Raw genomic sequence first — 24,966 nt, forward strand, 5'->3', positions numbered from 1 at the left:
GCGCCGCCAATCCGAGGACGGGCAATTGTCGTTGGATCGAGCGTATTCTCATCCACGACAACCACCCCCTTTATGGAAACAGCGCGATCTGCTCCAGTCCGGTGGTTTCGGGCAAGCCGAACATCAGATTCATGTTCTGGATCGCCTGTCCGGCCGAGCCCTTCACGAGATTATCGAGCGTCGAGAGCACGATGGCGCGGTTCTTGATCCGGTCGGCGACGACACCGATCTGAACGTAGTTCGAACCACGCACGTTCTGCGTCTGTGGCAATACGCCCTTCTTCGTCACATGTGCGAACGGCTCGTTGGCGTAGGCCTTTTCCAGCTCGGCGCGCAAATCGTCCGGCGTAGCCCCGTTGAGCTTGACATAGGATGTGCAGAACTCACCACGCGCCATCGGAATGAGATGCGGGGTGAAGTTCACGGTCACGGCCGAGCCCGCGGCTACGCCGATCTCCTGCTCGATCTCCGCCGAGTGTCGATGGCTTCCGATCGAATAGGGCGACAACCCTTCGCCGGCCTCACTGAACAGCGTGTTCTGTTTCAGTCCGCGTCCGGCGCCGGTGACGCCCGACTTCGCATCGATGATGATGTCGTCGACGTCGATCAGCTTTGCCTTAGCCAGCGGAACAAGCGCCAGCAGCACTGCGGTCGGATAGCAGCCGGGACAGGCCACGAGCCGCGCGGCCGTGATCTTCTCCCGGTAGAGTTCGGTCAGCCCATAGACGGCCTCGCCCTGCAATTCGAACGCCCGGTGCTCATGGCCGTACCACTGCGCGTAGCTGTCCTCGTCGCGCAGCCGGAAATCCGCCGACATGTCGAGGATCTTGATTCCGGGATTGGCCTTCAGCACCGCGGCGATGATCTCCTGCGTCGTCCCGTGCGGCAGTCCGCAGAACACGGCATCGAGCCGCGTCCAGTCGACCTTTTCCCATTCCACGAGTCTTGGCAGGTCGAGCATGAAGAAGTGAGGAAACACCTCGCTCATCGTCTTGCCGGCATGGGTGTTGGCGGTAAGCGCGGTGATCTCGGCATTCGGATGCCGCGCCAACAGGCGCACCGCGTCGGAGCCGGTGTAGCCGGACGCGCCCAAGATGCCGATTTTCTTCTTCGTCATCACGCGTCCCCTTGAAGCGTCGTCATTTCGGTTTGTGTCGTTGTGAAAGCCTCCGGCCGCACCTCGCGCATCAAAGCCGCGATCTGCCGGGCACCAGCTTCGGCCTGCGAAGCGAGCGCGTTACCGACCGCAGCAAAGTCGGGCTCGGATTTGTGCTGGTTCAGCTTGAAGCTGCCCTCCACCTCTTCCACCGTCATCTCAAGGCCCACGATCGCCTTCTTCATGGCATCGAGCCGCGCCGCTGTCATCTTGCCTGACATCCACGGCTTTTTCGGCAACAGCCAGTCCTCGAACTTGCCCGTCAGCACATCGATTTGAACCGCGAGTTCTTCACCCGACAAGGTCCGCACCGGCCCGGTCAGATGCACGGCTTGATACAGCCACGTCGGCACCTGGTCGGGCGACACATACCAGTCCGGCGAAACATAGGCGTCGGCGCCGGTGACGGCCAGCAGCCACGGGGCTCCGCCCGCCAGCTTTACCAGCGGATTGTGACGGGCAACATGAAACAGCGCCCGCGGCGTGCCGTCGGCGGCATAGCTCAGATAGAACGGCAGCGCGGACGCGATCGGCTTGCCGCCGTCCCACGCGCAGGCAAGGCCGAAGCCGCGCGCCTCCGCGAAGGCGAGGCTTGCGGCACGGTCGGGCTTGAAAGGCTGCGGCGTATACATGGTCGAACACTCCTGCTTGACGAAGGAGCCGCCAGATCGAACCGCGTGTCTTTTTGAGGAGAGCGCCGCGGGATCAGGTCCGGCGGCAGAGGCGATGGTCTTAAACGCGAGCGACCGCCCATACCGCGAGAATGCGGCGGCGGCGGGCAATGATGATGGTCGCGGCGTTGATCATGGGCGCGGCTATAAGGCCGCGCCCCTTTTGCGTCAAGGAAAACCGTCAGATCACCGGATTCCACGGCGCCGGCACGACACGGTAGCCGCTGCCGTCCTTCACCACATTGCCGAGACCGGGGAACGGATAGTGGAAGCCCTGCACCTGGAGCCGCTCCGCGACGATCATGTCGTAGACGCGGCGGCGGGTCTTCTCGGCGACGTCGGCGTCCTGGTCGAAGAACGCGTGCCAGCCGGGATTGGTCGCGAACAGATGCGGATTGTTGGTGACGTCGGACTGGATGAAGACTTTCTCCGAGCCCGAGGCCAGCACATAGGAGGTATGGCCCGGCGTATGGCCCACGGTTTCGACCGAGGTGAGGCCCGGCGCGATCTCCTTACCCCATTCATAGGGCGTGACCTTCTTCTTGAGGGCAGCCTCGAAGATGTTGCGGTTGTTCTTGAACAGGCCCTGCATGCGGCCGGCCGGCGCGCGGCTCATTTCGCCATCGTCCATCCAGAACTTCCATTCGGTCGCCGGCACCAGGATCTCGGCGTTCGGGAACGCCGGCGTGCCCTCGGCGGTGAGCAGGCCATTCACGTGATCGCCGTGGAAATGCGAGATCACGACCATGTCGACATTCTTGGGATCGAAACCGGCGGCGACGAAATTGTCGGCGAACAGGCCGTTGGCGCCCTTCGTGCTGGCCTTGGCCAGCGCACCATTGCCGGTGTCGATCACGACCAGCTTGCCCCCGGTATTGAGCACCAGCGGCGCGAACCAGATCGTCACCATGTCGCGCGGCATGAACGCCTTGTCCAGCGCCGCGTTGACATCGTCCCGCTTCGCATTCGGGATGAAGGCGTCTTCCAGCTTGAACACGTTCTTGCCGTCGGACACCACGCTGACCATGATGTCGCCGACCTTGTAGCGATAGAAGCTCGGCGCCTGCTTGTCGGCCGCGGGCGAAGCAGCATTGGCCGGGAGCGCCGGCAACAACGGTGCGGCGGCGATGCCGGCAGCGCCGGCGAGAGCGTGACGTCGTGTCAGTTCCATGTGTTGTCCTCCCAGTGAGACGGCGCCCGATAATCCATGCTTGGTGAGCGAGGTTGTAGCAACGCTTCGATGCTCGCGCGATGGTGGCAGCGCGAGCACTTGTCATCCCGCCTAACCCCTACAGGTTGGCCTTATTCCGGAACGCGTCACACGACCCGCCACATCCATTCGACGGCCTGGGCAATGACATCGCCGAACAGCAGCAGCGCCGCCGACCAGACCAGCGCGGAGACGAAATTGGCGATCTGGAATTGCCAGTACGACATTTCGAAAATGCCGGCCGCGAGCGGCACCGAGGCGCGCAGCGGGCCGAAGAAGCGGCCGATGAAGATGCTGGGCACGCCCCAGGTCTTCACGAAGGCCTCGCCACGCGGCAGGATCTCCGGATAGCGCGACAACGGCCACATCTGCGCGACCTGCTCCTTGTAGCGATAGCCGAACCAGTAGGAGACCCAGTCGCCGAGCGCAGCGCCAATGCCGCCGGCGATCCAGATCGGCCAGAAACTGATCCCGCTGACGCCGATCAAGGCGCCGATCGCAACCAGCGCGCCCCAGGCAGGCACCAGCAACGAGATGAAGGCGAGTGATTCAGCGAACGCCAGCAACATGACGATCGGAGCGGCCCAGGCCTGGTGATGGCGGACGAATTCGGCCAGGGCCCGCGCAAAGTCTTCCATCTCGTCGTGTGCCTTCCGCTCCGTTGGACCTCGAATGAACCTTTCTAACGGCACGCAGCCTAAGAACAGGTAAGCCAGCCCATTGCGTGACATCAAGTCACAAAGGCGGGGATCAAACGTGATCTCCGGTACGGCCCCTGCGGTCCAGGCTGGCTGGCATCTCCCTTACAAAAAAGGAATCACTGGATGATCGGGTCATTGATGATGTGCGTGAGCGTTCTCGTCTTGTTGTTCGGAATGCTCGCAGGCATCGCCATGGGTATCCAGCACGACTTCACGTTGGGGCCGGCACACGCGCATCTCAATCTCATTGGCGGCGTGCTGCTGTTCCTGTTCGGCCTCTACTACCGGCTGGTGCCGGCGGCCGGCAACATGCTGCTGGCCAGGATCCAGGGCTGGCTGCATATCGTCGGCGGCGTGCTGTTTCCGGCCGGGGTCGCGGCCGTGCTGCTGAGGGGTCCCGCGTTCGAGGCCGCCCCGATCGTCGGATCGCTGCTGGTGGTTGCCGCGATGGCCCTGTTCACAGTCGTTGTATTCCGCACCTCGCGGGCGTAATCGCAGGCTCCTATCTACAGGAATGGCCAGGCCTTAAGGGTGCGGCCGTCCCCCATTGGCAGCCCATCCGTGGCATAGTCAAAGCAACCGATTCGCCGCGCCATAACTGGCGCGCCACTTGAAGAAACATGGCCAAATCATTGAAGTCGAACGCCAAAAGCAAATCTGCTGACGATCTGTTCGGAGCCCCGGAACAGAAGGCACGCACCCCAGCGAAGGCCGCGTCCCGGCCCGCGGGAGGCGCCGAAGCCGGCTACACGGCGGCCGACATCGAGGTTCTGGAGGGGCTGGAACCGGTCCGCCGGCGCCCCGGCATGTATATCGGCGGCACCGACGAAAAGGCGCTGCACCACCTGTTCGCCGAGGTGATCGACAACTGCATGGATGAGGCGCTGGCCGGTCACGCCACCTTCATCGACGTCGAGCTGACCGCCGACGGCTTCCTGACCGTGACCGACAATGGCCGCGGTATTCCGGTCGACCCGCATCCGAAATTCCCGAAGAAGTCGGCACTCGAAGTCATCATGTGCACGCTGCACTCGGGCGGCAAATTCGACTCCAAGGTCTACGAGACCTCGGGCGGCCTGCACGGCGTCGGCGTCTCCGTCGTCAACGCCCTCTCCTCGCGGCTCGAGGTAGAGGTCGCGCGCAGCGGGCAGCTGCATCGCATGACCTTCGAGCGCGGCCATCCCAAGGGCAAGCTCGAGGACCTCGGCAAGGTCAACAACCGCCGCGGCACCCGGATCCGCTTCAAGCCGGACACCGACATCTTCGGCGCCAAGGCGGCGTTCAAGCCGCAGCGTCTTTTCAAGATGACGCGCTCGAAGGCGTATCTGTTCGGCGGCGTCGAGATTCGCTGGCACTGCGACCAGGAGCTGCTGAAGGGCATCGAGGACGTCCCGGCGGAAGCCAAATTCCACTTCCCCGGCGGCTTGAAGGATTATCTCGCCGCGGCGATCCACGCCGACACGCTGGTGCATCAGGATATCTTCTCCGGCAAGTCCGGCCGCAGCGGCGCGCATGGCGCCTGCGAATGGGCCGTGGCGTGGACGGCCGATGCCGACGGCTTCCTGTCGTCCTACACCAACACGGTGCCGACACCCGACGGCGGCACCCATGAATCGGGCCTGCGCAGCGCGCTGCTGCGCGGCCTGAAGGATCACGCCGAACGCGCCGGCCAAGGCAAGCGCGCCGCCGCCATCACCTCGGAAGACGTGATGGTGGGCGCAGCCGTCATGCTCTCGGTGTTCGTGCGCGAGCCTGAATTCCAGGGCCAGACGAAAGACCGCCTCGCCACCGCCGAAGCGCAGCGCATCGTCGAACAGGCGATGAAGGATCCGTTCGACCACTGGCTGTCGGGCAATCCGAACCAGGCCAACCGGCTGCTCGACTTCGTGATCGATCGCGCCGAGGAACGGCTACGCCGCCGCCAGGAAAAGGAAACCGCGCGCAAGACCGCCGGCAAGAAACTGCGCCTGCCCGGCAAGCTCGCCGACTGCTCCGACGCCGGCACCGAGGGCTCCGAACTGTTCATCGTGGAAGGCGACTCGGCCGGCGGCAGCGCCAAGCAGGCGCGCGATCGCAAGACCCAGGCCGTGCTGCCGCTGCGCGGCAAGATCCTCAACGTTGCATCCGCCGGCAAGGACAAGCTGACCGCCAACGCGCAGCTCTCCGATCTGGTGCAGGCAATCGGCTGCGGCACGCTCGCGCACTACCGCGAGGAAGATCTGCGCTATCAGCGCATCATCATCATGACCGACGCCGACGTCGACGGCGCGCATATCGCATCGCTGTTGATCACCTTTTTCTATAGGCAAATGCCGCGGCTGATCGACGAGGGACATCTCTATCTGGCGGTGCCGCCGCTCTACAAACTCAAGCACGGCACCAAGTCGATCTACGCCCGTGACGACGCGCACAAGGAAGAGCTGCTCAAGAGCGAGTTCAACGCCAACGCCAAGGTCGAGGTGAATCGCTTCAAAGGCCTCGGCGAAATGATGCCGGCGCAGCTCAAGGAGACCACGATGGATCCGGCCAAGCGCACGCTGCTGCGCGTGGTGTTGCTGGCCGACGATCGCGAGGGCACCGCCGACTCGGTCGAGCGGCTGATGGGAACCAAGGCGGAAGCCCGCTTTGCCTTCATCTCCGACAAGGCCGAATTCGCCAGCGACGATTTGCTCGACGTTTAGGGCCCCAACCGACTGATTTGAAATGATTTTCCGGCCGCCTCCAGCTCGAGGCGGCCGTTTTCGTTCGCCTTCCCGGAGAGCCCCCTCGGTTTCGTTTTCGGGCGGTTGTGTCTCACCCGCAACAGCATTTCCGGAGGAACCACGTATAGTCCCCAACATGAGTTTCGGGAATCGGTGCCAGCGCACCCCCGTCAGCGACCCGATCGAACGCTAGTCGAGGATTTGGATATGAAGAAGATTTTGCTCGCTCTGACCGCGGTTGCTGCAATGACGGGTTCCGCGTCGGCTGCCGACCTGGCCGCCCGCCCCTACACCAAGGCTCCGGCCCCGATCGCAGTGGCGCCGAGCTGGACCGGCTTCTACATCTTCGGCGGCGGCGGCGGCGGCGTCTGGGACGCTGACACCGGCGTCCAGTCGACCGTCACGGGCGCGCCGATCCTCGGCTTCAACCAGCGCCAGGGCGGCGATGGCTGGTTCGGCACCGTCGGTGCCGGTTACGACTGGCAGACCGCCAACAGCTGGGTCATCGGCGTGTTCGCCGACGGTCAGTTCGGCAGCCTGAAGGGCACCATCCAGGATCAGGGCCTCGGCATCGCCGGCAACATCAAGAACGACTACAGCTGGGCCGCTGGTGCGCGCCTCGGCTATCTGATCGCTCCGAACGTTCTGTCCTACGTCAACGCCGGTTACTCCAGCTCGCACTGGAAGGGCACCACCCTGTTCAACACCGCGACCGCTCTCCCGGTCGGTGGGCACACCAACGGCTTCGATCGCAGCGGTTGGTTCGTCGGCGGCGGCGTCGAGAACAACCTGAACATCTTCGGCATCACCGCGCCGGGCTGGTTCATGAAGACCGAGTACCGCGCTGCCTACTACGACAACAGGAACATCTCGGAACTGGCCGACGTCACCAACATCTCGAACGGCCGCGACATCACCTTCAAGCCGTTCGTCCAGACCATCAGCACCTCGCTGGTCTACCGTTTCAACTGGACCGGCCCGGTTGTCGCCAAGTACTGAGCGACGTACTGATCCCTGCTGATCTGGCAGACGAAAAGCCCCGGCATTGTCCGGGGCTTTTTTGTTGTCCTGATGTCTTCGGGAACAATCTCGCGCGCTCGCGTTCTTCGCACGTCCTTGGCGCAGGGCCGACCGGCCGCTCCCGATCTGGTCAGCGTTCCGACGATCGGGCACTCTCGCGACCAGATTCAAACCACAGCGGACAACAACAATGAGAAACGGACAGTTTGATCTCACGGGCCGGGTCGCGATCGTCACCGGAGGCAATGGCGGCATCGGGCTCGGCATGGCGCGCGGCCTGGCGGATGCCGGCGCGGCGATCGCCGTGGTCGGCCGCAACGAGACGAAATCGAAGGCCGCCGTCGAGGATCTGGGCAAGCGCGGCGTCAAGGCGATCGCGGTGGCCACCGACGTGACCGACAAGGCGGCGGTCGCGGCCATGGTCGAGCGGGTCAACGGCGAGCTCGGCCGGATCGACATCCTGGTCAACAACGCCGGCATGAGCATCCGCAAGCCGCCGCACGAGCTCGAGCTCGACGAGTGGAGCCGAGTGATCGACACCAACCTCACCAGCGCCTTCCTGTGCTCGAAGGCGGCCTATCCTGCGCTCAAGGCGTCGGGCCATGGCAAGATCATCAATATCGGCTCGATGATGTCGATCTTCGGCGCAAGCTTCGCTGCGGCCTATGCCGCGAGCAAGGGCGGCATCGTGCAGTACACCCGCGCCTGCGCCAACGCCTGGGCGGCTGACAACATCCAGGTCAACGCCATTCTTCCCGGCTGGATCGACACCGATCTGACCAAGGGCGCGCGCCAGCAGGTTGCCGGGCTGCACGAACGTGTGCTCGCGCGCACGCCGGCGGCGCGCTGGGGAGCCATCGACGACTTCGCCGGCATCGCCGTATTCCTGGCCTCGCCGGCGTCGGATTTCGTCACCGGCACCGCGATCCCCGTCGACGGCGGCTATTCGGTCATGGCCTGAGACCTGCGCGCCCCAAAACACAAGAACCCCGGCGCGCCGCCGGGGCTCTTGCATCCTGTTCGCCTCGGTAGAACTCAGTAGCGTGCGATGACCGGCGCGTCGAACTTGTAGTTCATGCGCACCACCGCCCACTGGATATCGCGCGGCTTGGCGTCGAACGTATAGGTGCCCGCGGCCGTGCCGGCGAGCTGATAGGTCTGACGCTCGAAGGCCGCGTAATTGTATTCGACGCCGATGGTCCAGTTGCGGGTGATGCCGTACTCCCAGCCCGCACCGATGGTCCAGCCGCTGGCCCAATGGGTCTGGCTGCCGGAGCCGGTTGACGGCGGAACGTTGTCGACGACGGACAGGCGGTTGTTCACGCCGGCATAGCCGCCCTTGAAATAGAGCAGATTGTTCTGGATCGCGTAGCCGGCACGACCGACGATCGTGGCCATGACATTCGAGCGCCAGCTGAATTGATCGTCGCGGCCGACGCCGAACACCGTGTTGGTGACGCGGCCGGAATTGTCGAGCCCGGAGACCGTGCCCTCGACGCCGAACACGAAGTTGTTGGCCTGCCAGTTGTAGCCGATCTGACCGCCGCCCATGAAGCCCGAGCCGCGTTGCCGAAAGCCCTGGCCGGGCGCGAGATCGCCGAACACCGTCGTGTTCGCGCTGTTGACCCACTGCTCGTTGGTCCAGGCGCCGCCGAGATGGCCGCCGATATAGAAGCCGGACCAATTGTAGAGCGTTTCGACATAGGCCGGCGCCTTGGTGTAGGGACGCGCAGCGAGATCGGCTGCCGAAGCGGCACTGAGGCCGAGCGCGCTGGTTGCAGTCAACACGGCAATGAATTTGGCACGAAACACGGCGGCACCCCCAGGTTGTCTGATGGGCACAGCATTCCCAGAGACACCCTTACCAAAAGAAAACCGCTGTAGTCGGCGGCGTGGAATCCACACACGCGCATTTCGAATCTTGTCGTGCTGTTGCTGTCGAGCAACTTTTATCGTTCGATTTAAGCGACTGTTATCCTTGATAAATTCTTAGGGCCCGACAGATGCGGCGTCAGCTCGCAGCCGGCGAGTGCACGTGCTCCGGCCGCACCCCGACCGCAACAAGTCGGGCCGTCAGCCCCTGCAGCCAGGGCATCGCCGTGATCAACCTCAGCGCGAACGGCACCGGCTGATCGCCTCCCTTCAGCGCGGCGCTGATGAGGTTGTCCTGCGCGATCACCTGCATGCGCTGCGTGACCCGCACCGGGAATTCGCGGCGCCGCCGCACCGCATCGAGCTCGTCCTCCGACGGACAGCCTTGCGCGAGCTTCGCCGCCAGGATGTTGGCGGTCGCGACCGCGTCCTGCACCGCGAGGTTGACGCCGACGCCGCCGATCGGCGACATCGCGTGCGCGGCGTCGCCGATGCAGAGCAGGCCCGGCAGGGTCCAGCGCGTCAGCCGGTTGATCGCGACCGTGAGCAGCTTGACGTCGTCGAAGCTTTTCACGTCGGCGATGCCGGCCTTCAGGATCGGCGCCAGCCGCAGCACGTCGTCGAGCAGCGCCGGCAATCCCCTCGCCTTCACCGCCTCGTATTGTCCCTTGGCGATCACATAGGCGCATTGCCAATAGTCGCCGCGATCGAACGTCACCATCATCTTGCCGTTGTCGATGCGGGCGAACAAATTCTCGGTCTCGTCCGGACGCCGTCCGACGCGAAACCACAGCACGTCCATCGGCGCGCCGATCTCCTCGACGGCAAGACCGGCGCGCTCGCGCACGATCGAATGGCGGCCGTCGCAGCCGATCACAAGATCCGCCTCGATCTCGACCGGGCCATCGGGCGTGTTCGCACGGACGCCGGCCACTGCGTCGCCGCGCCGGATCAGGTCGGTCGCCTCGGCGTTCATCAGCACCTTCAGCGAGGCAAAACGCTTGCCGCTCTCGCGCAGGAAATTCAGGAAGTCCCACTGCGGCATCATCGCGATGAAAGGATATTTGACGCTGAGGCGGCTGAGGTCGGCGATCCGCACCGAGGTGCGGCCGAACATGCCGTCGAGCGTCTGGATGTCCTGATGCGGCAGCTTCAGGAAACCGTCGATCAGGCCGAGTTCGTCCATCACCTGCAGGGTCGAGGGATGCACGGTGTCGCCGCGAAAGTCGCGGAAGAAGTCGGCGTGCTTCTCCAGCACCACGACGTCGATCCCGGCGCGTCCGAGCAGATAGCCGAGCATCATGCCGGCCGGCCCGCCGCCGACCACGCAGCAGCGCGCCTTCATCTGACGTGTGTTCGATCCTGCCGGATTGCCCGCATCCATGACGCCGTCCTTAACGTTGTCTCGCCGCTCCCCTTGTAACGCGGGTCGGACGACAAGGATGCAAACTATCGCCTGAAGGTCTTGATCTCCGACACGCTGCCGTCGCGATAGGTCAGCTCCACCGAGACCGATTTGGTCTGCGGCGCGAGCTTCAGATACGGTTGCGCGTCGGACGGGATCGCGCTCGGATCGCGCGAATTGCAGGCGGGCATCTTCAACACCTTGTCCGGCACCGCACTGTCGATGCCGATCCGTACCTCGCGGATCGCGCAGCGATACGACATCAGGTGGGTGTAGTAGACCAGCAGCCCGTTGAATTCGCGGAACGACAGCCAGCTCGTCGCGGTCATGTCGAGGATCTTGCGTTGGTCGCGGATCAGCGCGGCGTCGGGATCGAACTTGATCGGGAACGGTCCCTGCATCTCGCCCTGGGTATCGACATAGCGCAGCTCGATCGTCGCCGCCGGCGCATCCGCCGGCAGCTCGATCGATGGATTGGGCATCCGCTTGCGCGTGCGCGGATCGAGCGTGTCCATGAAGCCGGTTTCGCGGAAGTCGCCGCTATCGCCGATCCGCCAGGAAATGCCGAGCGTCGGATCGGCGATCGAGAACACGACGGTCCAGCCGCCATTGTGCCGCGAGAAGCTCGCGATCGGCGCGTTGACGGTATCCTCCTTCGGCAGCTTCGGCACCGAGACCGGCGGCAGCGCGGCCACCTGCTGCGGCGGAGCGGACGGCTTGGCCGCCTCGGCCTGCGCCTTTGCGATCCCGTTCAGGAAGACGTCATCGACCATCTGGTCGAAATAGACCGGGATCTGCTTGTGCTTCACGGTCTCGGCCATCTCGCTGACCAGGCGCCGCGTGCGCTGGGCGACCTGCACGAGGTTCTCGCCGGGCTGCAGCAACTCCTTGGCAAAGGTTCGCGTGAACACCGAATTGGGGTTGGCATCTTCGTTCGACAGCCGGTCGAGCGCGGTCTGGCGCGGCCCCGCCGAAAACACCGAGAACACGCCCTCAGGCAGCTGCGTCATCGGCGCAAGGCCGCCGCCGCCGGCAACCGCGCGCGTGCCGGCCCGCTCGAACGGATTGTTGCGGCAGGCGTCGAACACCAGGATCGAGGTGCGCGCCTTCTTGTTCTGCAGCCGCTCGATGATGCGGTCGGCGAGAACCGAGGCGTCGCGCACCAGCTCCTCCTGCCCTTCAGTCGCCGCCGGTACGTCGGTCGGCAGCAGGAAATTCTGGCCCGCGATCTCGAAGCCGTGACCGGCGTAGAAGAAGAACGCGGTATCGCCGGGCTCCACGGCGCGGTCGAAGGCGAGCAGCGTCTCGGAGAACGCCTGCCGGTTCAAATTCTCGGCCACCATGACGTTGAAACCGAGCTGCTTCAGCGTGTCGCCCATGGTGCGGGCGTCGTTGACCGCCTTCTGCAGCTTCGGCACGTTCCTGTAGTCATTGTTGCCGATCACCAGCGCGACGCGCTTTTCGGCCTGGGCAGGCGCCGCGAATGCTGCAAATGCGACCGCCAACAGGGCCGCTGAAAATCTCGAAAGCCAGCTCTTCATCCCAATTCCCGCCTGCGTCGCGCGTGCGACCGCCGCCTAATAGTCGGATCAGCCGTTTGGCCGGTTCAAGGCCGACGCCGGATGGCCGCCCGTGACCGCTCTTTTTGCGACCGTCTCGGCCACCAGAGGGGCGTCCCGTCCGTCCCTGGTCAAGTTTCTTTTTACGGCCCGCGTGATAGATTCGGGGCTTCACTCCGCCGCGAGCTCTCCACAGGTCCCAAGGGCTTTCCCGTGTACACATGGTCCACTGAGCAGGTCGATCCCCGGGATCGCTTCGACTATTGGCGCGAAGTGCGCGCCAAGGGGTTGTTCGGCGTCACCGCGGAACTCGAGCCCGAGCACCGCCGGGATTTCTTCGGCGAGTTCTCGCTGCGCCAGCTCGGCGGTGCCGGCCTGGTCGAGCTGCGGGCCTCGCCCTACCGCGTCGAGCGGCGCGCGGGCGACATCGCCGATGCGGCCAGCGACAGCCTGTGCATCTACCAGCAGCTCGGCGGCGGCGGCTGGTTCGGCGGCGCGCGGCTCGATGAATTCGCGGTGCGCGACGGCATGTTCGCGACCAGCTATTCGGATCTGCCCTATCGCACCGTCCCGCTGCGCGAGGACGGCTTCCATTTGCGCATCATCAAGATCCCCGTGACCGACATCGTCCCGCCGGGCACCGAGCTCGGCGAGCTCGTCCCCAGCCCTGTGCAGGATGAGACCGCGCTGCAGCCGCTGCTGGAATCCTGCTTCCACGACCTCGTCGACGGCAACGGTGCCGCGGCGGCGGACCCGGCCCCGATGGTGCAGGCGCTGGCCCATATCGCGCTGATCGAGCGCGGTGTCATGCGGCCGAAGAGCCGGCTCGCACAGCAGGCGCTGCGGACCGCTCATCTGTCGCTGGCCCGCCGCCTGATCCGGCGGCACCTGTCGAATGCGGCGCTGACGCCAACCCTGATTGCCGGCCTGCTCGGCATCTCGGTCCGTCACCTGCACATCCTGTTCGAGGAGACGGAGATGAGCTTCTCGGAGACCGTCACCGCGCTTCGGCTCGCGCAAAGCCGCCGCCTGCTCCGCGAGCAGCCAAGGCAGACCATCGCCGAGGTCGCCTATGCCTGCGGCTTCGAGAGCCTTGCGACGTTCTACCGCCTCTTCAATGCGTCCGAATCGATGACGCCGGGCGATTACAGGGCCTGACCGGCCTGAGCCGTCCAACCGGACGCCCAGGTGCACCGGGCTCTTGCGGGTTGCTAAAAAGCGCGTTGATGCCCGTCATCGGGATTCCCTGTACGGCTGATCGGCGCTTGCAAGCTTCGAGGGCGAATTCTAAAACGTAACCGCTCCCACGCTGGCAAGGGCGTGGTCCGCTATGCATGGTAATGCACCCTGCGGCGAGCGCGCGCCTGCGTGATTTCGGAATATTAGAAGCGTATCCTTGAGTTGCCCGACGTGTCAACTGGCCTGGTCGAGCGCCGGCCACCGCACTCCTTTGCATGGGGTTGTTTTCGATATTTCGGCAACGCGCCTCCCCCGCAAAGGCGGCGCGGGCCCCGCCGGGGACCTCGTCATCGGACCCGGGACTGGCGATTCATTTGACCGCCAAATGACGGAAATGACGGTTATTTTGGCCAAAACGTTAAGCTTTTTCGGCTATTCGGCCGGTTCCAAGATTGACTTTACCGGTTTCGCCCCTATGTTGCGGGGCAACGCGGCCCTCGGATCGAAACGCGATTCGTCAGGTTTGCCGTCCGTCAGCGTTAGTCAGAGCCCCCGAGCTTTATAGAAAAGCGAGCCGTTTCGGGGCCGAACGCGACAGCCTTTTACCTTCGATTCCGAACGGCGGTTTCGACCAGAGGCTCAATGTCTTTTTCCAATCTAGGCCTGTCCGATAAGGTCCTCGCCGCAGTTGCGGCCACCGGTTACACCAACCCCACCCCCATCCAGGAACAGGCAATCCCGCACGTTCTCGCCCGGCGCGACGTCCTCGGCATTGCCCAGACCGGCACCGGCAAGACCGCTGCCTTCGTTCTCCCGATGCTCACCATCCTCGAGAAGGGCCGCGCCCGGGCACGGATGCCGCGCACCCTGATCCTCGAGCCGACCCGCGAGCTTGCCGCGCAGGTGAAGGAGAACTTTGACAAATACGGCGCCGGCCAGAAGCTCAACGTCGCCCTCTTGATCGGCGGCGTCTCGTTCGGCGACCAAGACTCCAAGCTGATGCGCGGCGTCGACGTCCTGATCGCAACGCCCGGCCGCCTGCTCGACCACACCGAACGCGGCGGGCTGCTGCTCACCGGCGTCGAGCTGCTGGTGATCGACGAAGCCGACCGCATGCTCGACATGGGTTTCATCCCCGACATCGAGCGCATCTGCAAGCTTGTCCCGTTCACGCGGCAGACCCTGTTCTTCACCGCGACGATGCCGCCGGAAATCAGCCGCATCACCGAGGCCTTCCTGCATAACCCGGCCCGGATCGAAGTCTCCAAGCCCGCGACGACCGCGGTGACCGTGACCCAGTCCCAGGTGCCGGCCGGCCGCGAGCCGCACGAGAAGCGCGAGATCCTCCGCCGCCTGCTGCGCGACGCCAAGGACCTCAACAACGCGATTATCTTCTGCAATCGCAAGCGCGAAGTCGCCGTCCTTCACAAATCGCTGCAGAAGCACGGCTTCAGCGTCGGCGCCCTGCACGGCGACATGGACCAGAGCGCGCGCATGGCCGCGCTCGATCAATTCCGCAAGGGCGAGCTGCCCCTGCTGGTGGCCTCCGACGTCGCCGCCCGCGGCCTCGATATCCCGGCCGTCAGCCACGTCTTCAATTTCGATGTGCCGCATCATCCCGATGACTACGTCCATCGCATCGGCCGTACCGGCCGCGCCGGACGCACCGGCACCGCAATCTCCATCGTCACTCCGCTCGACAGCAAGTCGATGGCCGCGATCGAAAAGCTGATCGGCCAGCAGATCCCGCGCACCGAAGGCGACTACACCGTTCACAGCGAAGCCTCCGACGAGGACGCAGCGCCCCGCCGCTCGCGCAGCCGCGAAGGATCGCGCGACGGCGCTCGCGGCGGCCGCAAGCCGCGGCGTGAGCGCGAGGCGCGTCACGGTGAACGCGAGCCGCGTCCCGACCAGGAGCCCCGCCAGGAGCGTGCAGCCAAGCCGGAGCGCGAGCCGCGCCACGGCCGCGGCTCTTCGCCCCAGGCCGCCCCGTCGCACGTGCCGTCGATCGGACGTGCCGAGCCGCGTCGGACGCAGCGCGAGGTCGACCACGAGCCCGCCGATCATTCGCACCTGCCCGCCTTCCTGCTGCGACCTGTGCGCGCACGCGCCTAAGGCTTGCTGTGTTGCCGCCGCGCCAGCGGCGGTATTCCGGACAGTTGATGTTGCCGCCGGCCGTCGTCGCGCGCGCAGATTTCCCGCGTTTGAAACAAATGCGCATCGTTTTCGCATCGCGTTGACACGCGAGCTAAAAGCTTCGAAAGCCGCGCGCGAGTACGACGGCGTCAGGCGCACTGAACGATAGTCGCGACCGGCATCCCGTAGTTCTACTATTTACCTTGCCTTCACTCTCGTCCCGTACCCTCGCCCCCATAATTTAGTCATTGCTGCCGGGCACGACCGGCATTGGTGCATTGAGGACGTAACAGTGGTCAAACTGCTGGACGAACACGAACGTACGTTGGCCTTTGCCGAAGTCGCCCTTGGTCAGATCCGCTCGCTTCGCCAGACCGCCGTCCCCCGCAACTATGAGATCTGGTACGTCTACGCGACCGGATACAACGCGCCGCTCAACAAGGTCATCAACGAGACGCTGGCGCGCAGCGGCAAGCTCTCTGAATCCGATCTCGAGCAGATCTACGAAACCTATCTTTCGCACATCAAGACCTCGGACCGCATCGACAAGGTCGGCGCCCGCGTCATCGGCGAGATCGACGCCGTCATGAAGCTGATCACCGATGCGCTCGGTGTGTCCGCGACCTATGACGCCAGCCTCGTCGGCGCCAGCGACCGCCTCTCGACCGCGACGACCCGCGACCAGATCAAGACCATCGTCGAGGGGCTCGCCAAATCGACCCGTGAGATGCGAGAGACCAATCAGGCGCTGGAGAGCCGGCTCGCGCTGTCCAAGTCCGAGATCAACGAGTTGCAACACAGCCTCGAGGCGATCCGCGCCGAGAGCCTGACCGATCCGCTCACCGGCCTCGGCAACCGGAAATATTTCGACCGCTCGATGGAAATGGCGGTGCAGGCCGCGCTGGCCAGCGGCGAGCCGCTGTCGCTCCTGATGTTCGACATCGATCACTTCAAGTCGTTCAACGATTCCTACGGCCATCTCACCGGCGATCAGGTGCTGCGGCTGGTGGCGCAGTCGCTGAAGCAGACCATCAAGGGCCAGGACATCACCGCCCGCTACGGCGGCGAGGAATTCGCCGTGGTGCTGCCCAACACCGCGCTGCGCCAGGCACTGACGGTCGCCGACCATATCCGCCGGGCCGTGATGGCCAAGGAGCTGAAGAAGAAGTCGACCGGCGAGATCCTCGGCCGGGTCACGATCTCGGTCGGCGTCTCCATGCTGAAACCGGCCGACGACACGGATTCGCTGATCGAGCGCGCCGATGCCTGCCTCTACGCCGCCAAGCGCGCCGGCCGCAACCGCGTGATCTGCGAAGCAGATCCGGAATTCAGCGCCGAGACGCAAACGCGCGTGGCGTGATCTGATCGCTTAACTTCCGCCGTCGTCATTGCAAGCCAACGGGTCGCGCGAACGCGCGCCCGATGGATGACAGGCTCCGCGAAGCAATCCATCGAGCCGCATATGTGGAACGATGGATTGCTTCGTCGCTATCGCTCCTCGCAATGACGCGGACAGATTCGGTATCCTCAGGAAGAGGATCGCTTCTTTCCCGAGCGCTTCTTCTGAGCGGGAGATCGCTTCGCAGTCGCCTTTCGCACCGCCGACTTCTTGCCTGTGGTCTTCGTGCTCGCGACCTTCTTGACCGACGCCTTCGCCTTCCTTGGCCGCTTGCGCAGCGCGGCGCGTTGGGCGGCACCGAGCGCCGAGCGCGCCCAGACCGCGAGTTCCTCGGCATCGTCGAACAGCCGGGCCGGCAGCTGCCAGTAGGAGTTCACTGTCACCGTCTTGGAACGCGTCTGGTACTGGAATGGCCCGCAGCCTTCCGCCTCGAATAGCGGAATGGTCTCTTCGTCGGCGCGGAAGTAGAGCCCGGCACGCAGCGCGAGCGCGAAATAGGTGCCGTCAGCCGAAATGCCGTAGCCGGAGAACATCCGGCGCAGCGTGACCGGGCCGAAATCGGCGAACAAGTCGGTCAGAAATTCGCGGTCCATGCGCCCACCATTGTTCCGGTGCGGCCGAACGCGTCTGCCGCAGCCTGTTGGCGGCGCAGTATGGTCGACGACGACATCGACATGCAACGATGGTGAGTATCGGATCTATGGCGCGAGCGCGATTGCGCGCTCGCCGACGCGGCAGCGATCAGACCGTGGCCGGCTTGAGCTGCACCGATTCGCCGCAGCCGCAGGCGGAAACCTGGTTCGGGTTGTTGAAAACGAACTGGGCCTGCATCTTGTCGGCCACGTAGTCCATCTCGGTGCCGAGCAGGAACAGCACGGCCTTCGGATCGACCAGGATCTTCACGCCCTTGTCCTCGACCACTTCATCGGTCGGTCGGATCTCGTGGGCGTATTCGACGGTGTAGGACTGTCCGGCGCAGCCGCCGTTCTTGATGCCGACGCGCAGGCCGACGATCTCCGAATCGGCGCGCTTGGTCAGCTCGGTGATCCGCTCCGCCGCCGCATCGGTCAATTTCATGACCTGCGGGCGCGGCCGCTTCGGCTTGGCTGGGGTTGGTGAAACTTGCGTCATGTCACTCATGTGGTCAGTCCCAGCGGCAAATCAATTGCCGGTCTTCTTGAGCCTAAGTCTATTCCCCTAACGCATCACCACATATTGAGGACGAGGCGCGCCTCGTCCGACATCCGGTCCGGCGTCCAGGCCGGATCCCAGACCAGATTGACGTTGACGACGCCGACGCCGGGAACGCTGGCAACCGCGTTCTCGACCATGGTCGGCAGCTCGCCGGCGGCAGGGCAGTTCGGGGTGGTCAGGGTCATCAGGATGTCGACGGAACGATCGTCCTTGAGATCGACCTTGTAGATCAGGCCGAGCTCGTAGATGTCGGCCGGGATTTCCGGGTCGAACACCGTTTTCAGCGCCGCGACGATCTCGCCGCTCATGCGCTCGGTCTCCTCCGCCGGCAGTGCCGAGGTGGTTTCCATGGTGGCCGTCTTGACTTCGGCTGTATCGGTCATGCGAACAATTCCCGCGCCTTGATCAGCGCCTGCGCCAGATGGTCGACTTCTTCCCTTGTATTATACATCCCGAAGGATGCGCGGCAGGTGGCCGTGACGTTGAACCGCTCTAAAAGCGGCATCACGCAATGGGTCCCCGCACGCACGGCGATGCCCTGGCGATCGATCACGGTCGCGACATCGTGGGGATGCGCGCCCTTCATCTCGAACGAGATCACCGGGCCCTTGTTGCGGGCGGTTCCGATCACGCGCAGCGAGTTGATCTCGCGCAGGCGCTCCTGCGCGTAGGTGAGCAGCTCGTGCTCATGCGCGGCGATGCGCTCCTTGCCGATCGAATTGACGTAGTCGATGGCGGCGCCGAGCCCGATCGCCTCGACGATCGGCGGCGTCCCGGCCTCGAACTTGTGCGGCGGATCGCCATAAGTGACCCAGTCCTTGGCCACTTCGCGGATCATCTCGCCGCCGCCGTTGAACGGCCGCATCGCGACCAAGAGATCGTGCTTGGCGTAGAGCGCGCCGATGCCGGTCGGCCCGTATACCTTGTGGCCGGTAAAGGCATAGAAATCGCAATCGAGGTCCTGGACGTCGATCGGCAGATGCACCGCGCCCTGCGCGCCGTCAACCAGCACCGGAATGCCGCGGGCGTGGGCGAGCCGCACCACCTCCTTGACCGGGACCAGCGTGCCGAGCGCGTTCGACATCTGGGTGATCGCGACGATCTTGGTGCGCGGGGTGAGGAGCTTCTCGAACTCCTCGATCAGGAAATTGCCTTCGTCGTCGACCGGCGCCCACTTAATCACGGCACCCTGGCGCTCCCTGAGGAAGTGCCACGGCACGATGTTGGAGTGGTGCTCCATGATCGAGAGGACGATCTCGTCGCCCTCCTTGATGTTCTCTCCACCCCAGGACGACGCCACCAGATTGATCGCCTCGGTGACGTTGCGGGTGAAGATGATCTCCTCATTGCGGCGGGCGTTGATGAACTGCGCGACCTTGCCGCGGGCGCCCTCATAAGCCTCGGTCGCCGCATTGGCGAGGTAATGCAGGCCGCGATGCACGTTGGCGTATTCGCTCTTGTAGGCATCGGTCATGCGGTCGAGCACCGCATTCGGCTTCTGCGCGGAGGCCGCGTTGTCGAGATAGACCAGCGGCTTGCCGTAGATCTGCATGGCGAGCGCCGGGAAATCCTGCCGCACCAGCGCGACGTCGTAAGAACCGTTGGCGACCGCCTTGTGCATGCTCACGCCCTCGCTTCCAGCCAGCGCTGCGCGGTGGCGATTGCGACCTCGCGCAACGCGTCGCTGGCGATGCTCTCGATCGCCTCGCCGACGAAGGCCTGGATCAGCAGCGCCTGGGCTTCCTTCTCGGGCAGGCCGCGGGCGCGCATGTAGAACAGCAGGCTCTCGTCGAGCGCACCGGTGGTCGCACCGTGACCGCAGGTGACGTCGTCGGCGAAGATCTCGAGTTCCGGCTTGTTGTCGGCCTCGGCGTCGTCGGACAGCAGCAGCGCGCGGGTCATCATCTTGGCGTCGGTCTTCTGCGCGTCCGGGCGGACGATGATGCGGCCCTGGAACACGGAATGGGCGCGGTCGTCGACGACCGCACGGAAGATCTCGCGGCTCGCGCAGTGCGGCACCGCGTGATCCATGAACAGCGTGGTGTCGGCGTGCTGCGTGCCGTTGATCAGATTGACGCCGTTGGTCTCGACCTTGGACCCCTCGCCGGCGCAGGTCACCGTCAGCTGATAGCGGCTGACATGACCGCCCGAGGTCAGGCCGAACGTGTTCAGGTGCGCGTGCGCGCCAAGCGAAATCGTCGCCGAGGAAATATTGAACGCATCAATAGCGTCTTCGACCAGACGGACGTGATCAAGCCGCGCATTATCGCCGATCGCAACGATCAGCCCGTCATGTGCCTGATAGGCCTTGGCGCCCTCGCCGGCGAGATAGCTCTCCACCAGCGTGACATTGGTATCGCGGCCGAGCCGCAGCAGCGAGCGCGTGAACATCGAGGCCGGCGCCGTGCCGGAGGCGACATGGACGATGTGCAGCGGCTGCGCCAGCACCGTGCCGTCGGCGATCTCGATGACGACGCCATCGGTCGCCATCGCGCCGTTCAGCGCGACCATCGGATTGGAGATGTCAGTGGCAAAGGCCCGCGCCGAGAGCGCGCCATCGCCGGCGTCGAGCACCTCGCGCAGTGGGCGGATGCCGAGCCCCTTTTCGAGATTGCCGAGATCGGACAGATCAGGCGCAAACGCGCCATCGACCAGCACCAGACGGCGCACGCCGTCGATCGCCCGCAGCTTGACGGCGGCAGCAGCGCGACCCAGCGCCGCTGCATCCGGCGCAGGGGCCAGCGGCAACACCTCGCGCATCAGCGCGCGCAAATCGGTGTATTTCCAATCCTCGATCCGGCGATGCGGCAGGCCCGAGCGCTCATAGGCCTCGAACGCCTGGCGGCGCTGATCGGCGATCTTGCCCTTGCCCGGCAGGCGGTCGCGCGCGACGGCGAATGCATCGCCCAGCGCGCGCCCGGTCTCGGTCTTTGCGACAACGTTCATCTGAAAACCCGTCTTTGTCAGGCAGCGTCTTCGAACTGCGCGTAGCCGGACTCTTCCAGCTCCAGCGCCAGTTCCTTGCCACCGCTCTTCACCACCCGGCCCTTCGACATCACGTGCACGACGTCGGGCACGATGTAGTTGAGCAGCCGCTGGTAGTGGGTGATCACGACCATCGCGCGCTCCGGCGAGCGTAGCGCGTTGACGCCGTCGGCCGCGATCCGCAGCGCGTCGATGTCGAGGCCGGAATCCATTTCGTCGAGGATGCAGACGGCCGGCTCGAACAGCGCCATCTGCAGGATCTCGTTGCGCTTCTTCTCGCCGCCGGAGAAGCCGACATTGACGCCGCGCTTCAGCATGTCCTGCGGAATGTTCAGCGACTTGGCGACCTCGCGGACCTTCTTGAGGAAGGCGGGCGACGAGATCTCGTCCTCGCCGCGCGCCTTGCGCTGGGCATTGAGCGCCGCGTGCAGGAAGTTCCAGGTGGTCACGCCGGGGATCTCGACCGGATACTGGAACGCCAGGAACACGCCCTTGGCGGCGCGCTCGTTGGGCTCCATCTCTAGGAGGTCCTCGCCCCTGAACAGGATCTGGCCGCCGGTGACTTCATAGCCGAGCTTACCGGCGATGACGTGCGACAGCGTCGACTTGCCGGAGCCGTTCGGCCCCATGATCGCGTGCACCTGCCCCGGGTTCACCGTGAGCGACAGCCCGTGGAGGATCTCACGCTCCTCGACACGAACCTGCAGATCTTTCACTTCCAGCAAAGACATCTGATTTTTCCTGAGCGTCATCCGCGAGGGCGCGTCGGCCGCGCCCGCAAGCGGGATGGATTAGCCAACCGAACCTTCAAGGCTGATCGAGATCAGCTTCTGCGCTTCCACCGCGAATTCCATCGGCAGTTGCTGCAGCACGTCCTTCACGAAGCCGTTGACCACGAGGCCGACGGCTTCCTCCTGCGAGAGCCCGCGCTGGATGCAGTAGAACAGCACGTCCTCGGAAATCTTCGACGTCGTCGCTTCATGTTCGAACGTCGCCGAGGAGTTCTTGGCCTCGACATAGGGCACGGTGTGCGCGCCGCATTTGTCGCCGATCAGAAGCGAGTCGCAGGCGGTGTAGTTGCGCGCGCCGGTCGCCTTGCGATGGGCGCTGACGAGGCCGCGATAGGTGTTCTGCGACTTGCCGGCGGCGATGCCCTTGGAGATGATCCGGCTCGACGTGTTCTTGCCGAGGTGAATCATCTTGGTGCCCGAGTCGACCTGCTGGAAGCCGTTCGAGATCGCGATCGAGTAGAACTCGCCGCTCGAATTGTCGCCACGCAGGATGCAGCTCGGATACTTCCAGGTGATCGCGGAACCGGTCTCGACCTGGGTCCAGGAGATCTTGGAATTCTTGCCGCGGCAGTCGCCACGCTTGGTGACGAAATTGTAGATGCCGCCCTTGCCCTCGGAATTGCCGGGGTACCAGTTCTGCACCGTCGAATATTTGATCTCGGCGTCATCGAGCGTGACGAGCTCGACCACCGCGGCGTGCAGCTGGTTCTCGTCGCGCTGCGGCGCGGTGCAGCCTTCGAGATAGGAGACGTAGGAGCCCTTGTCGGCGATGATCAGCGTGCGCTCGAACTGGCCGGTGTTGCGCTCGTTGATGCGGAAATAGGTCGACAGCTCCATCGGGCAACGCACGCCCGGCGGCACGTAGACGAACGAGCCGTCCGAGAACACAGCTGAGTTCAACGTCGCGAAGTAATTGTCCGAGGTCGGCACCACGGTGCCGAGATATTTCTGCACCAGCTCGGGATGCTCGCGGATCGCCTCCGAGATCGGCATGAAGATCACGCCGGCGGCCTTCAGCTCCTTCTGGAAGGTGGTCGCAACCGAGACCGAATCGAACACCGCATCGACCGCGATCTTGCGGTTCGCAGACGGCGGTCCGCCCGGCGGGGGCTCGACGCCCTCGAGGATCGCAACCTCGCGCAGCGGGATGCCGAGCTTCTCATAGGTCTTGAGGATTTCCGGATCGATCTCGTCGATCGAGGACAGCGTCTTCTTCGGCTTCGGCGCCGCGTAGTAATAGATGTCCTGGTAGTCGATCTTCGGATAGTCGACGCGCGCCCAGGTCGGCTCGGTCATGGTCAGCCAGCGGCGATACGCCTCCAGGCGCCATTCCAGCATCCAGGCCGGCTCATTCTTCTTTGCTGAGATGAAGCGGACGGTGTCTTCCGACAGCCCCTTCGGGGCCTTGTCGGACTCGATCTGCGTCTCAAACCCATATCGATACTGGTCGACGTCGATGCGCCGGACGCGCTCGACCGTCTCTTGTACAGCAGGCATTCATATCCTCCGCTCGCGGTTTCAAGGACCGCGGTGGATCTCAGTTCCGAAAATCTCTTACGATGCTTTGACGACGAAATCCGCTTAGAACTGTTCAAGCTGTGTTTCGTCGTTCCCCCTTAACTAAGGTATCGGCGAGCTTTCGCCAAGCCTTGAGGGTCAAATCCACGTCTGTCTCCGTGGTAGACCAGCCAAGACTGAGCCGCACCGCTCCCTGGGACACCTCCGAACGGTACCCCATTGCCTCCAGGACATGGGACGGCTGGACCTTGCCCGACGAACAGGCGGAACCGGAGGACACAGCGATTCCCCCGAGGTCGAACCCGATCACGGCCGTTTCGGCCTTCATCCCCGGCGCGGTGAAAAGGACGGTATTCGGCAACCGTTTCACGTCGTCGGAGAACACCAGCACGTCAGGCGTCTGCCGCAGCCCGTGCTCGAGCCGGTCGCGCAGCCCCCTGACGCGGGCAGCGTCGGCCTTCAACGCCGCCATCGCGACCTTCACGGCCGCACCAAAGCCTGCGATCCCCGCGACGTTCTCGGTCCCTGCCCGCCGCCCGAACTCCTGCCCGCCGCCGCGCAGTGACGCCTCCAGTCCTTCGACAGCTTCGGCGAGCACCAGCGCGCCGGTGCCCTTCGGTCCACCGATCTTGTGCGCCGACAGCGTCACAAGATCGGCCTGGGCCGAAGCGAGGTCGAACGGGATCTTGCCGAACGCCTGGATCGCATCGACCTGCAGCAGGCCGCCGGCCGCGTGGACGATCGCGGCGACGTCGGCCACCGGCTGAATGGCGCCAGTCTCGTTGTTCGCCAGCATCACCGAGACCAGCGCGGGCGGACCATCCGCCAGCAGCGCGCGCAGATGATCGAGATCGATCACCCCGGCGCGCGTGACTTTGACGGTGCCGATCGCTTCACGCGAAAACCGCCCGCCCGCGAGGACGGACGCATGCTCGATCGCGGACACCAGGAGCCGCTCGACCGGCGCGCCCGTGCCGCGGCGCAATCCCGGGGTCAAGGCGAGCGCGTTGGCTTCGGTCCCGCCGGAGACAAATACGACGTCCTGTGGCCGGCCGCCGACCGCCTCCGCCACCGCGTTGCGCGCATCCTCGACCATCCGGCGCGCACGGCGTCCCTCGCTGTGCACCGAGGACGGGTTGCCGCTCAACTCCCACGCCGCGGCCATCGCCGCTTTCGCTTCCTGGCGAAGCGGCGTGGTGGCATTCCAGTCGAGATAGACGCGATCGGCCATCGAGCTTGTCCGCCGCAACCACCATGGTTGCGGCCTTCCACTGCGACATAACGACAGTCGGGCAGCGAGACCAGATCAGAGTCACCGGTGCCGGAGATTTTTCGCGCGCACCGAAACCTCACCTGTGTTGCCAGGCAAGACATCCGTTTGCGGCGCGCGCGATAGCAATGTGACAAACCAAAACTTCAGGTAGCCGACGAACAATTCCGCGTGTTGATCCGGATCGCACGGCGCAGC

22 protein-coding genes are annotated in these 24,966 nt (G+C 64.5%); 7 read left to right on the forward strand and 15 right to left on the reverse strand.

Translation table 11 applies throughout. From position 1 onward, the window contains the following. Window positions 1-70 precede the first annotated feature (70 nt). The 4 genes from argC to FBZ93_RS00975 form a co-directional block, all read right to left on the reverse strand. Window positions 71-1,117, reverse strand: coding sequence for an N-acetyl-gamma-glutamyl-phosphate reductase (argC, locus tag FBZ93_RS00960; protein WP_146984143.1), 1,047 nt, complete (start codon window positions 1,115-1,117; stop codon window positions 71-73). Continuing rightward, entirely contained in the window at window positions 1,117-1,788 is a 672-nt protein-coding gene (locus tag FBZ93_RS00965; RefSeq protein WP_146984697.1) for an FMN-binding negative transcriptional regulator, read from the reverse strand. Before FBZ93_RS00965 ends, argC begins: the two co-directional genes overlap by 1 nt. A 220-nt stretch (window positions 1,789-2,008) precedes the next feature. Then, window positions 2,009-2,998, reverse strand: coding sequence for an MBL fold metallo-hydrolase (locus tag FBZ93_RS00970; protein WP_146984144.1), 990 nt, complete (start codon window positions 2,996-2,998; stop codon window positions 2,009-2,011). 146 nt (window positions 2,999-3,144) lie between these two features. Further along, complete coding sequence (locus tag FBZ93_RS00975) at window positions 3,145-3,675, reverse strand: DedA family protein (RefSeq protein ID WP_146984145.1); 531 nt, start codon at window positions 3,673-3,675, stop codon at window positions 3,145-3,147. 204 nt (window positions 3,676-3,879) lie between these two features. Here FBZ93_RS00975 and FBZ93_RS00980 point away from each other — a divergent pair, with 204 nt between their 5' ends. The 4 genes from FBZ93_RS00980 to FBZ93_RS00995 all read left to right on the forward strand — a co-directional run bounded on the left by FBZ93_RS00980 (window position 3,880) and on the right by FBZ93_RS00995 (window position 8,421). Next, entirely contained in the window at window positions 3,880-4,230 is a 351-nt protein-coding gene (locus FBZ93_RS00980; protein WP_246667354.1) for a hypothetical protein, read from the forward strand. A 128-nt stretch (window positions 4,231-4,358) separates the two neighbouring features. Continuing rightward, window positions 4,359-6,419 (forward strand): DNA topoisomerase IV subunit B, encoded by a 2,061-nt coding sequence (parE, locus tag FBZ93_RS00985; protein WP_146984147.1) that lies wholly within the window; start codon window positions 4,359-4,361, stop codon window positions 6,417-6,419. Window positions 6,420-6,647: 228 nt separating this feature from the next. Continuing rightward, window positions 6,648-7,439, forward strand: coding sequence for an outer membrane protein (locus FBZ93_RS00990; protein WP_146984148.1), 792 nt, complete (start codon window positions 6,648-6,650; stop codon window positions 7,437-7,439). Between the two features lie 211 nt (window positions 7,440-7,650). After that, window positions 7,651-8,421 carry a glucose 1-dehydrogenase gene (locus tag FBZ93_RS00995; protein WP_146984149.1) on the forward strand — a complete coding sequence of 257 codons (771 nt, stop codon included), beginning with the start codon at window positions 7,651-7,653 and terminating at the stop codon, window positions 8,419-8,421. A gap of 74 nt (window positions 8,422-8,495) precedes the next feature. On the opposite strand, the gene FBZ93_RS01000 is transcribed toward FBZ93_RS00995, so the two are convergent. The 3 genes from FBZ93_RS01000 to FBZ93_RS01010 form a co-directional block, all read right to left on the reverse strand. Next, entirely contained in the window at window positions 8,496-9,272 is a 777-nt protein-coding gene (locus FBZ93_RS01000) for an outer membrane protein (protein WP_146984150.1), read from the reverse strand. Window positions 9,273-9,471: 199 nt separating this feature from the next. Beyond that, a complete protein-coding gene (locus tag FBZ93_RS01005; RefSeq protein WP_208763944.1) occupies window positions 9,472-10,716 on the reverse strand; it encodes an FAD-dependent oxidoreductase in 1,245 nt (414 codons plus the stop codon). Between the two features lie 65 nt (window positions 10,717-10,781). Further along, a complete protein-coding gene (locus FBZ93_RS01010; RefSeq protein ID WP_146984151.1) occupies window positions 10,782-12,278 on the reverse strand; it encodes a caspase family protein in 1,497 nt (498 codons plus the stop codon). A gap of 231 nt (window positions 12,279-12,509) precedes the next feature. Between FBZ93_RS01010 and FBZ93_RS01015 the strand changes: the two genes are divergently transcribed. From FBZ93_RS01015 to FBZ93_RS01025, 3 genes are all read left to right on the forward strand, one after another. After that, entirely contained in the window at window positions 12,510-13,454 is a 945-nt protein-coding gene (locus tag FBZ93_RS01015) for a helix-turn-helix transcriptional regulator (protein WP_146984152.1), read from the forward strand. A 663-nt stretch (window positions 13,455-14,117) separates the two neighbouring features. Continuing rightward, complete coding sequence (locus FBZ93_RS01020) at window positions 14,118-15,590, forward strand: DEAD/DEAH box helicase (RefSeq protein ID WP_146984153.1); 1,473 nt, start codon at window positions 14,118-14,120, stop codon at window positions 15,588-15,590. A gap of 313 nt (window positions 15,591-15,903) precedes the next feature. Continuing rightward, complete coding sequence (locus tag FBZ93_RS01025) at window positions 15,904-16,971, forward strand: GGDEF domain-containing protein (protein ID WP_146984154.1); 1,068 nt, start codon at window positions 15,904-15,906, stop codon at window positions 16,969-16,971. Between the two features lie 167 nt (window positions 16,972-17,138). On the opposite strand, the gene FBZ93_RS01030 is transcribed toward FBZ93_RS01025, so the two are convergent. The 8 genes from FBZ93_RS01030 to FBZ93_RS01065 all read right to left on the reverse strand — a co-directional run bounded on the left by FBZ93_RS01030 (window position 17,139) and on the right by FBZ93_RS01065 (window position 24,729). Further along, window positions 17,139-17,603 (reverse strand): TfoX/Sxy family protein, encoded by a 465-nt coding sequence (locus tag FBZ93_RS01030; protein WP_146984155.1) that lies wholly within the window; start codon window positions 17,601-17,603, stop codon window positions 17,139-17,141. A gap of 148 nt (window positions 17,604-17,751) precedes the next feature. Further along, a complete protein-coding gene (locus FBZ93_RS01035) occupies window positions 17,752-18,141 on the reverse strand; it encodes a HesB/IscA family protein (RefSeq protein ID WP_146984699.1) in 390 nt (129 codons plus the stop codon). 74 nt (window positions 18,142-18,215) lie between these two features. Next, entirely contained in the window at window positions 18,216-18,587 is a 372-nt protein-coding gene (locus tag FBZ93_RS01040) for an SUF system Fe-S cluster assembly protein (RefSeq protein WP_021081118.1), read from the reverse strand. Then, a complete protein-coding gene (locus tag FBZ93_RS01045; protein ID WP_146984156.1) occupies window positions 18,584-19,831 on the reverse strand; it encodes a cysteine desulfurase in 1,248 nt (415 codons plus the stop codon). The genes FBZ93_RS01040 and FBZ93_RS01045 overlap by 4 nt, the downstream gene beginning before the upstream one ends. Further along, complete coding sequence (gene sufD, locus FBZ93_RS01050) at window positions 19,828-21,150, reverse strand: Fe-S cluster assembly protein SufD (protein WP_146984157.1); 1,323 nt, start codon at window positions 21,148-21,150, stop codon at window positions 19,828-19,830. Before sufD ends, FBZ93_RS01045 begins: the two co-directional genes overlap by 4 nt. A 17-nt stretch (window positions 21,151-21,167) precedes the next feature. Continuing rightward, window positions 21,168-21,920, reverse strand: coding sequence for a Fe-S cluster assembly ATPase SufC (gene sufC / locus FBZ93_RS01055; RefSeq protein WP_146984158.1), 753 nt, complete (start codon window positions 21,918-21,920; stop codon window positions 21,168-21,170). Between the two features lie 60 nt (window positions 21,921-21,980). Next, on the reverse strand, window positions 21,981-23,477 hold the full coding sequence (gene sufB, locus FBZ93_RS01060; protein WP_050420250.1) for a Fe-S cluster assembly protein SufB: 1,497 nt from the start codon (window positions 23,475-23,477) through the stop codon (window positions 21,981-21,983). Window positions 23,478-23,571: 94 nt separating this feature from the next. Continuing rightward, on the reverse strand, window positions 23,572-24,729 hold the full coding sequence (locus tag FBZ93_RS01065; protein WP_146984159.1) for a cysteine desulfurase family protein: 1,158 nt from the start codon (window positions 24,727-24,729) through the stop codon (window positions 23,572-23,574). Window positions 24,730-24,966 lie beyond the last annotated feature (237 nt).

It is taken from the genome of Bradyrhizobium macuxiense (genome assembly GCF_007993935.1).
Taxonomy (GTDB): Bacteria; Pseudomonadota; Alphaproteobacteria; order Rhizobiales; family Xanthobacteraceae; genus Bradyrhizobium; species Bradyrhizobium macuxiense_A.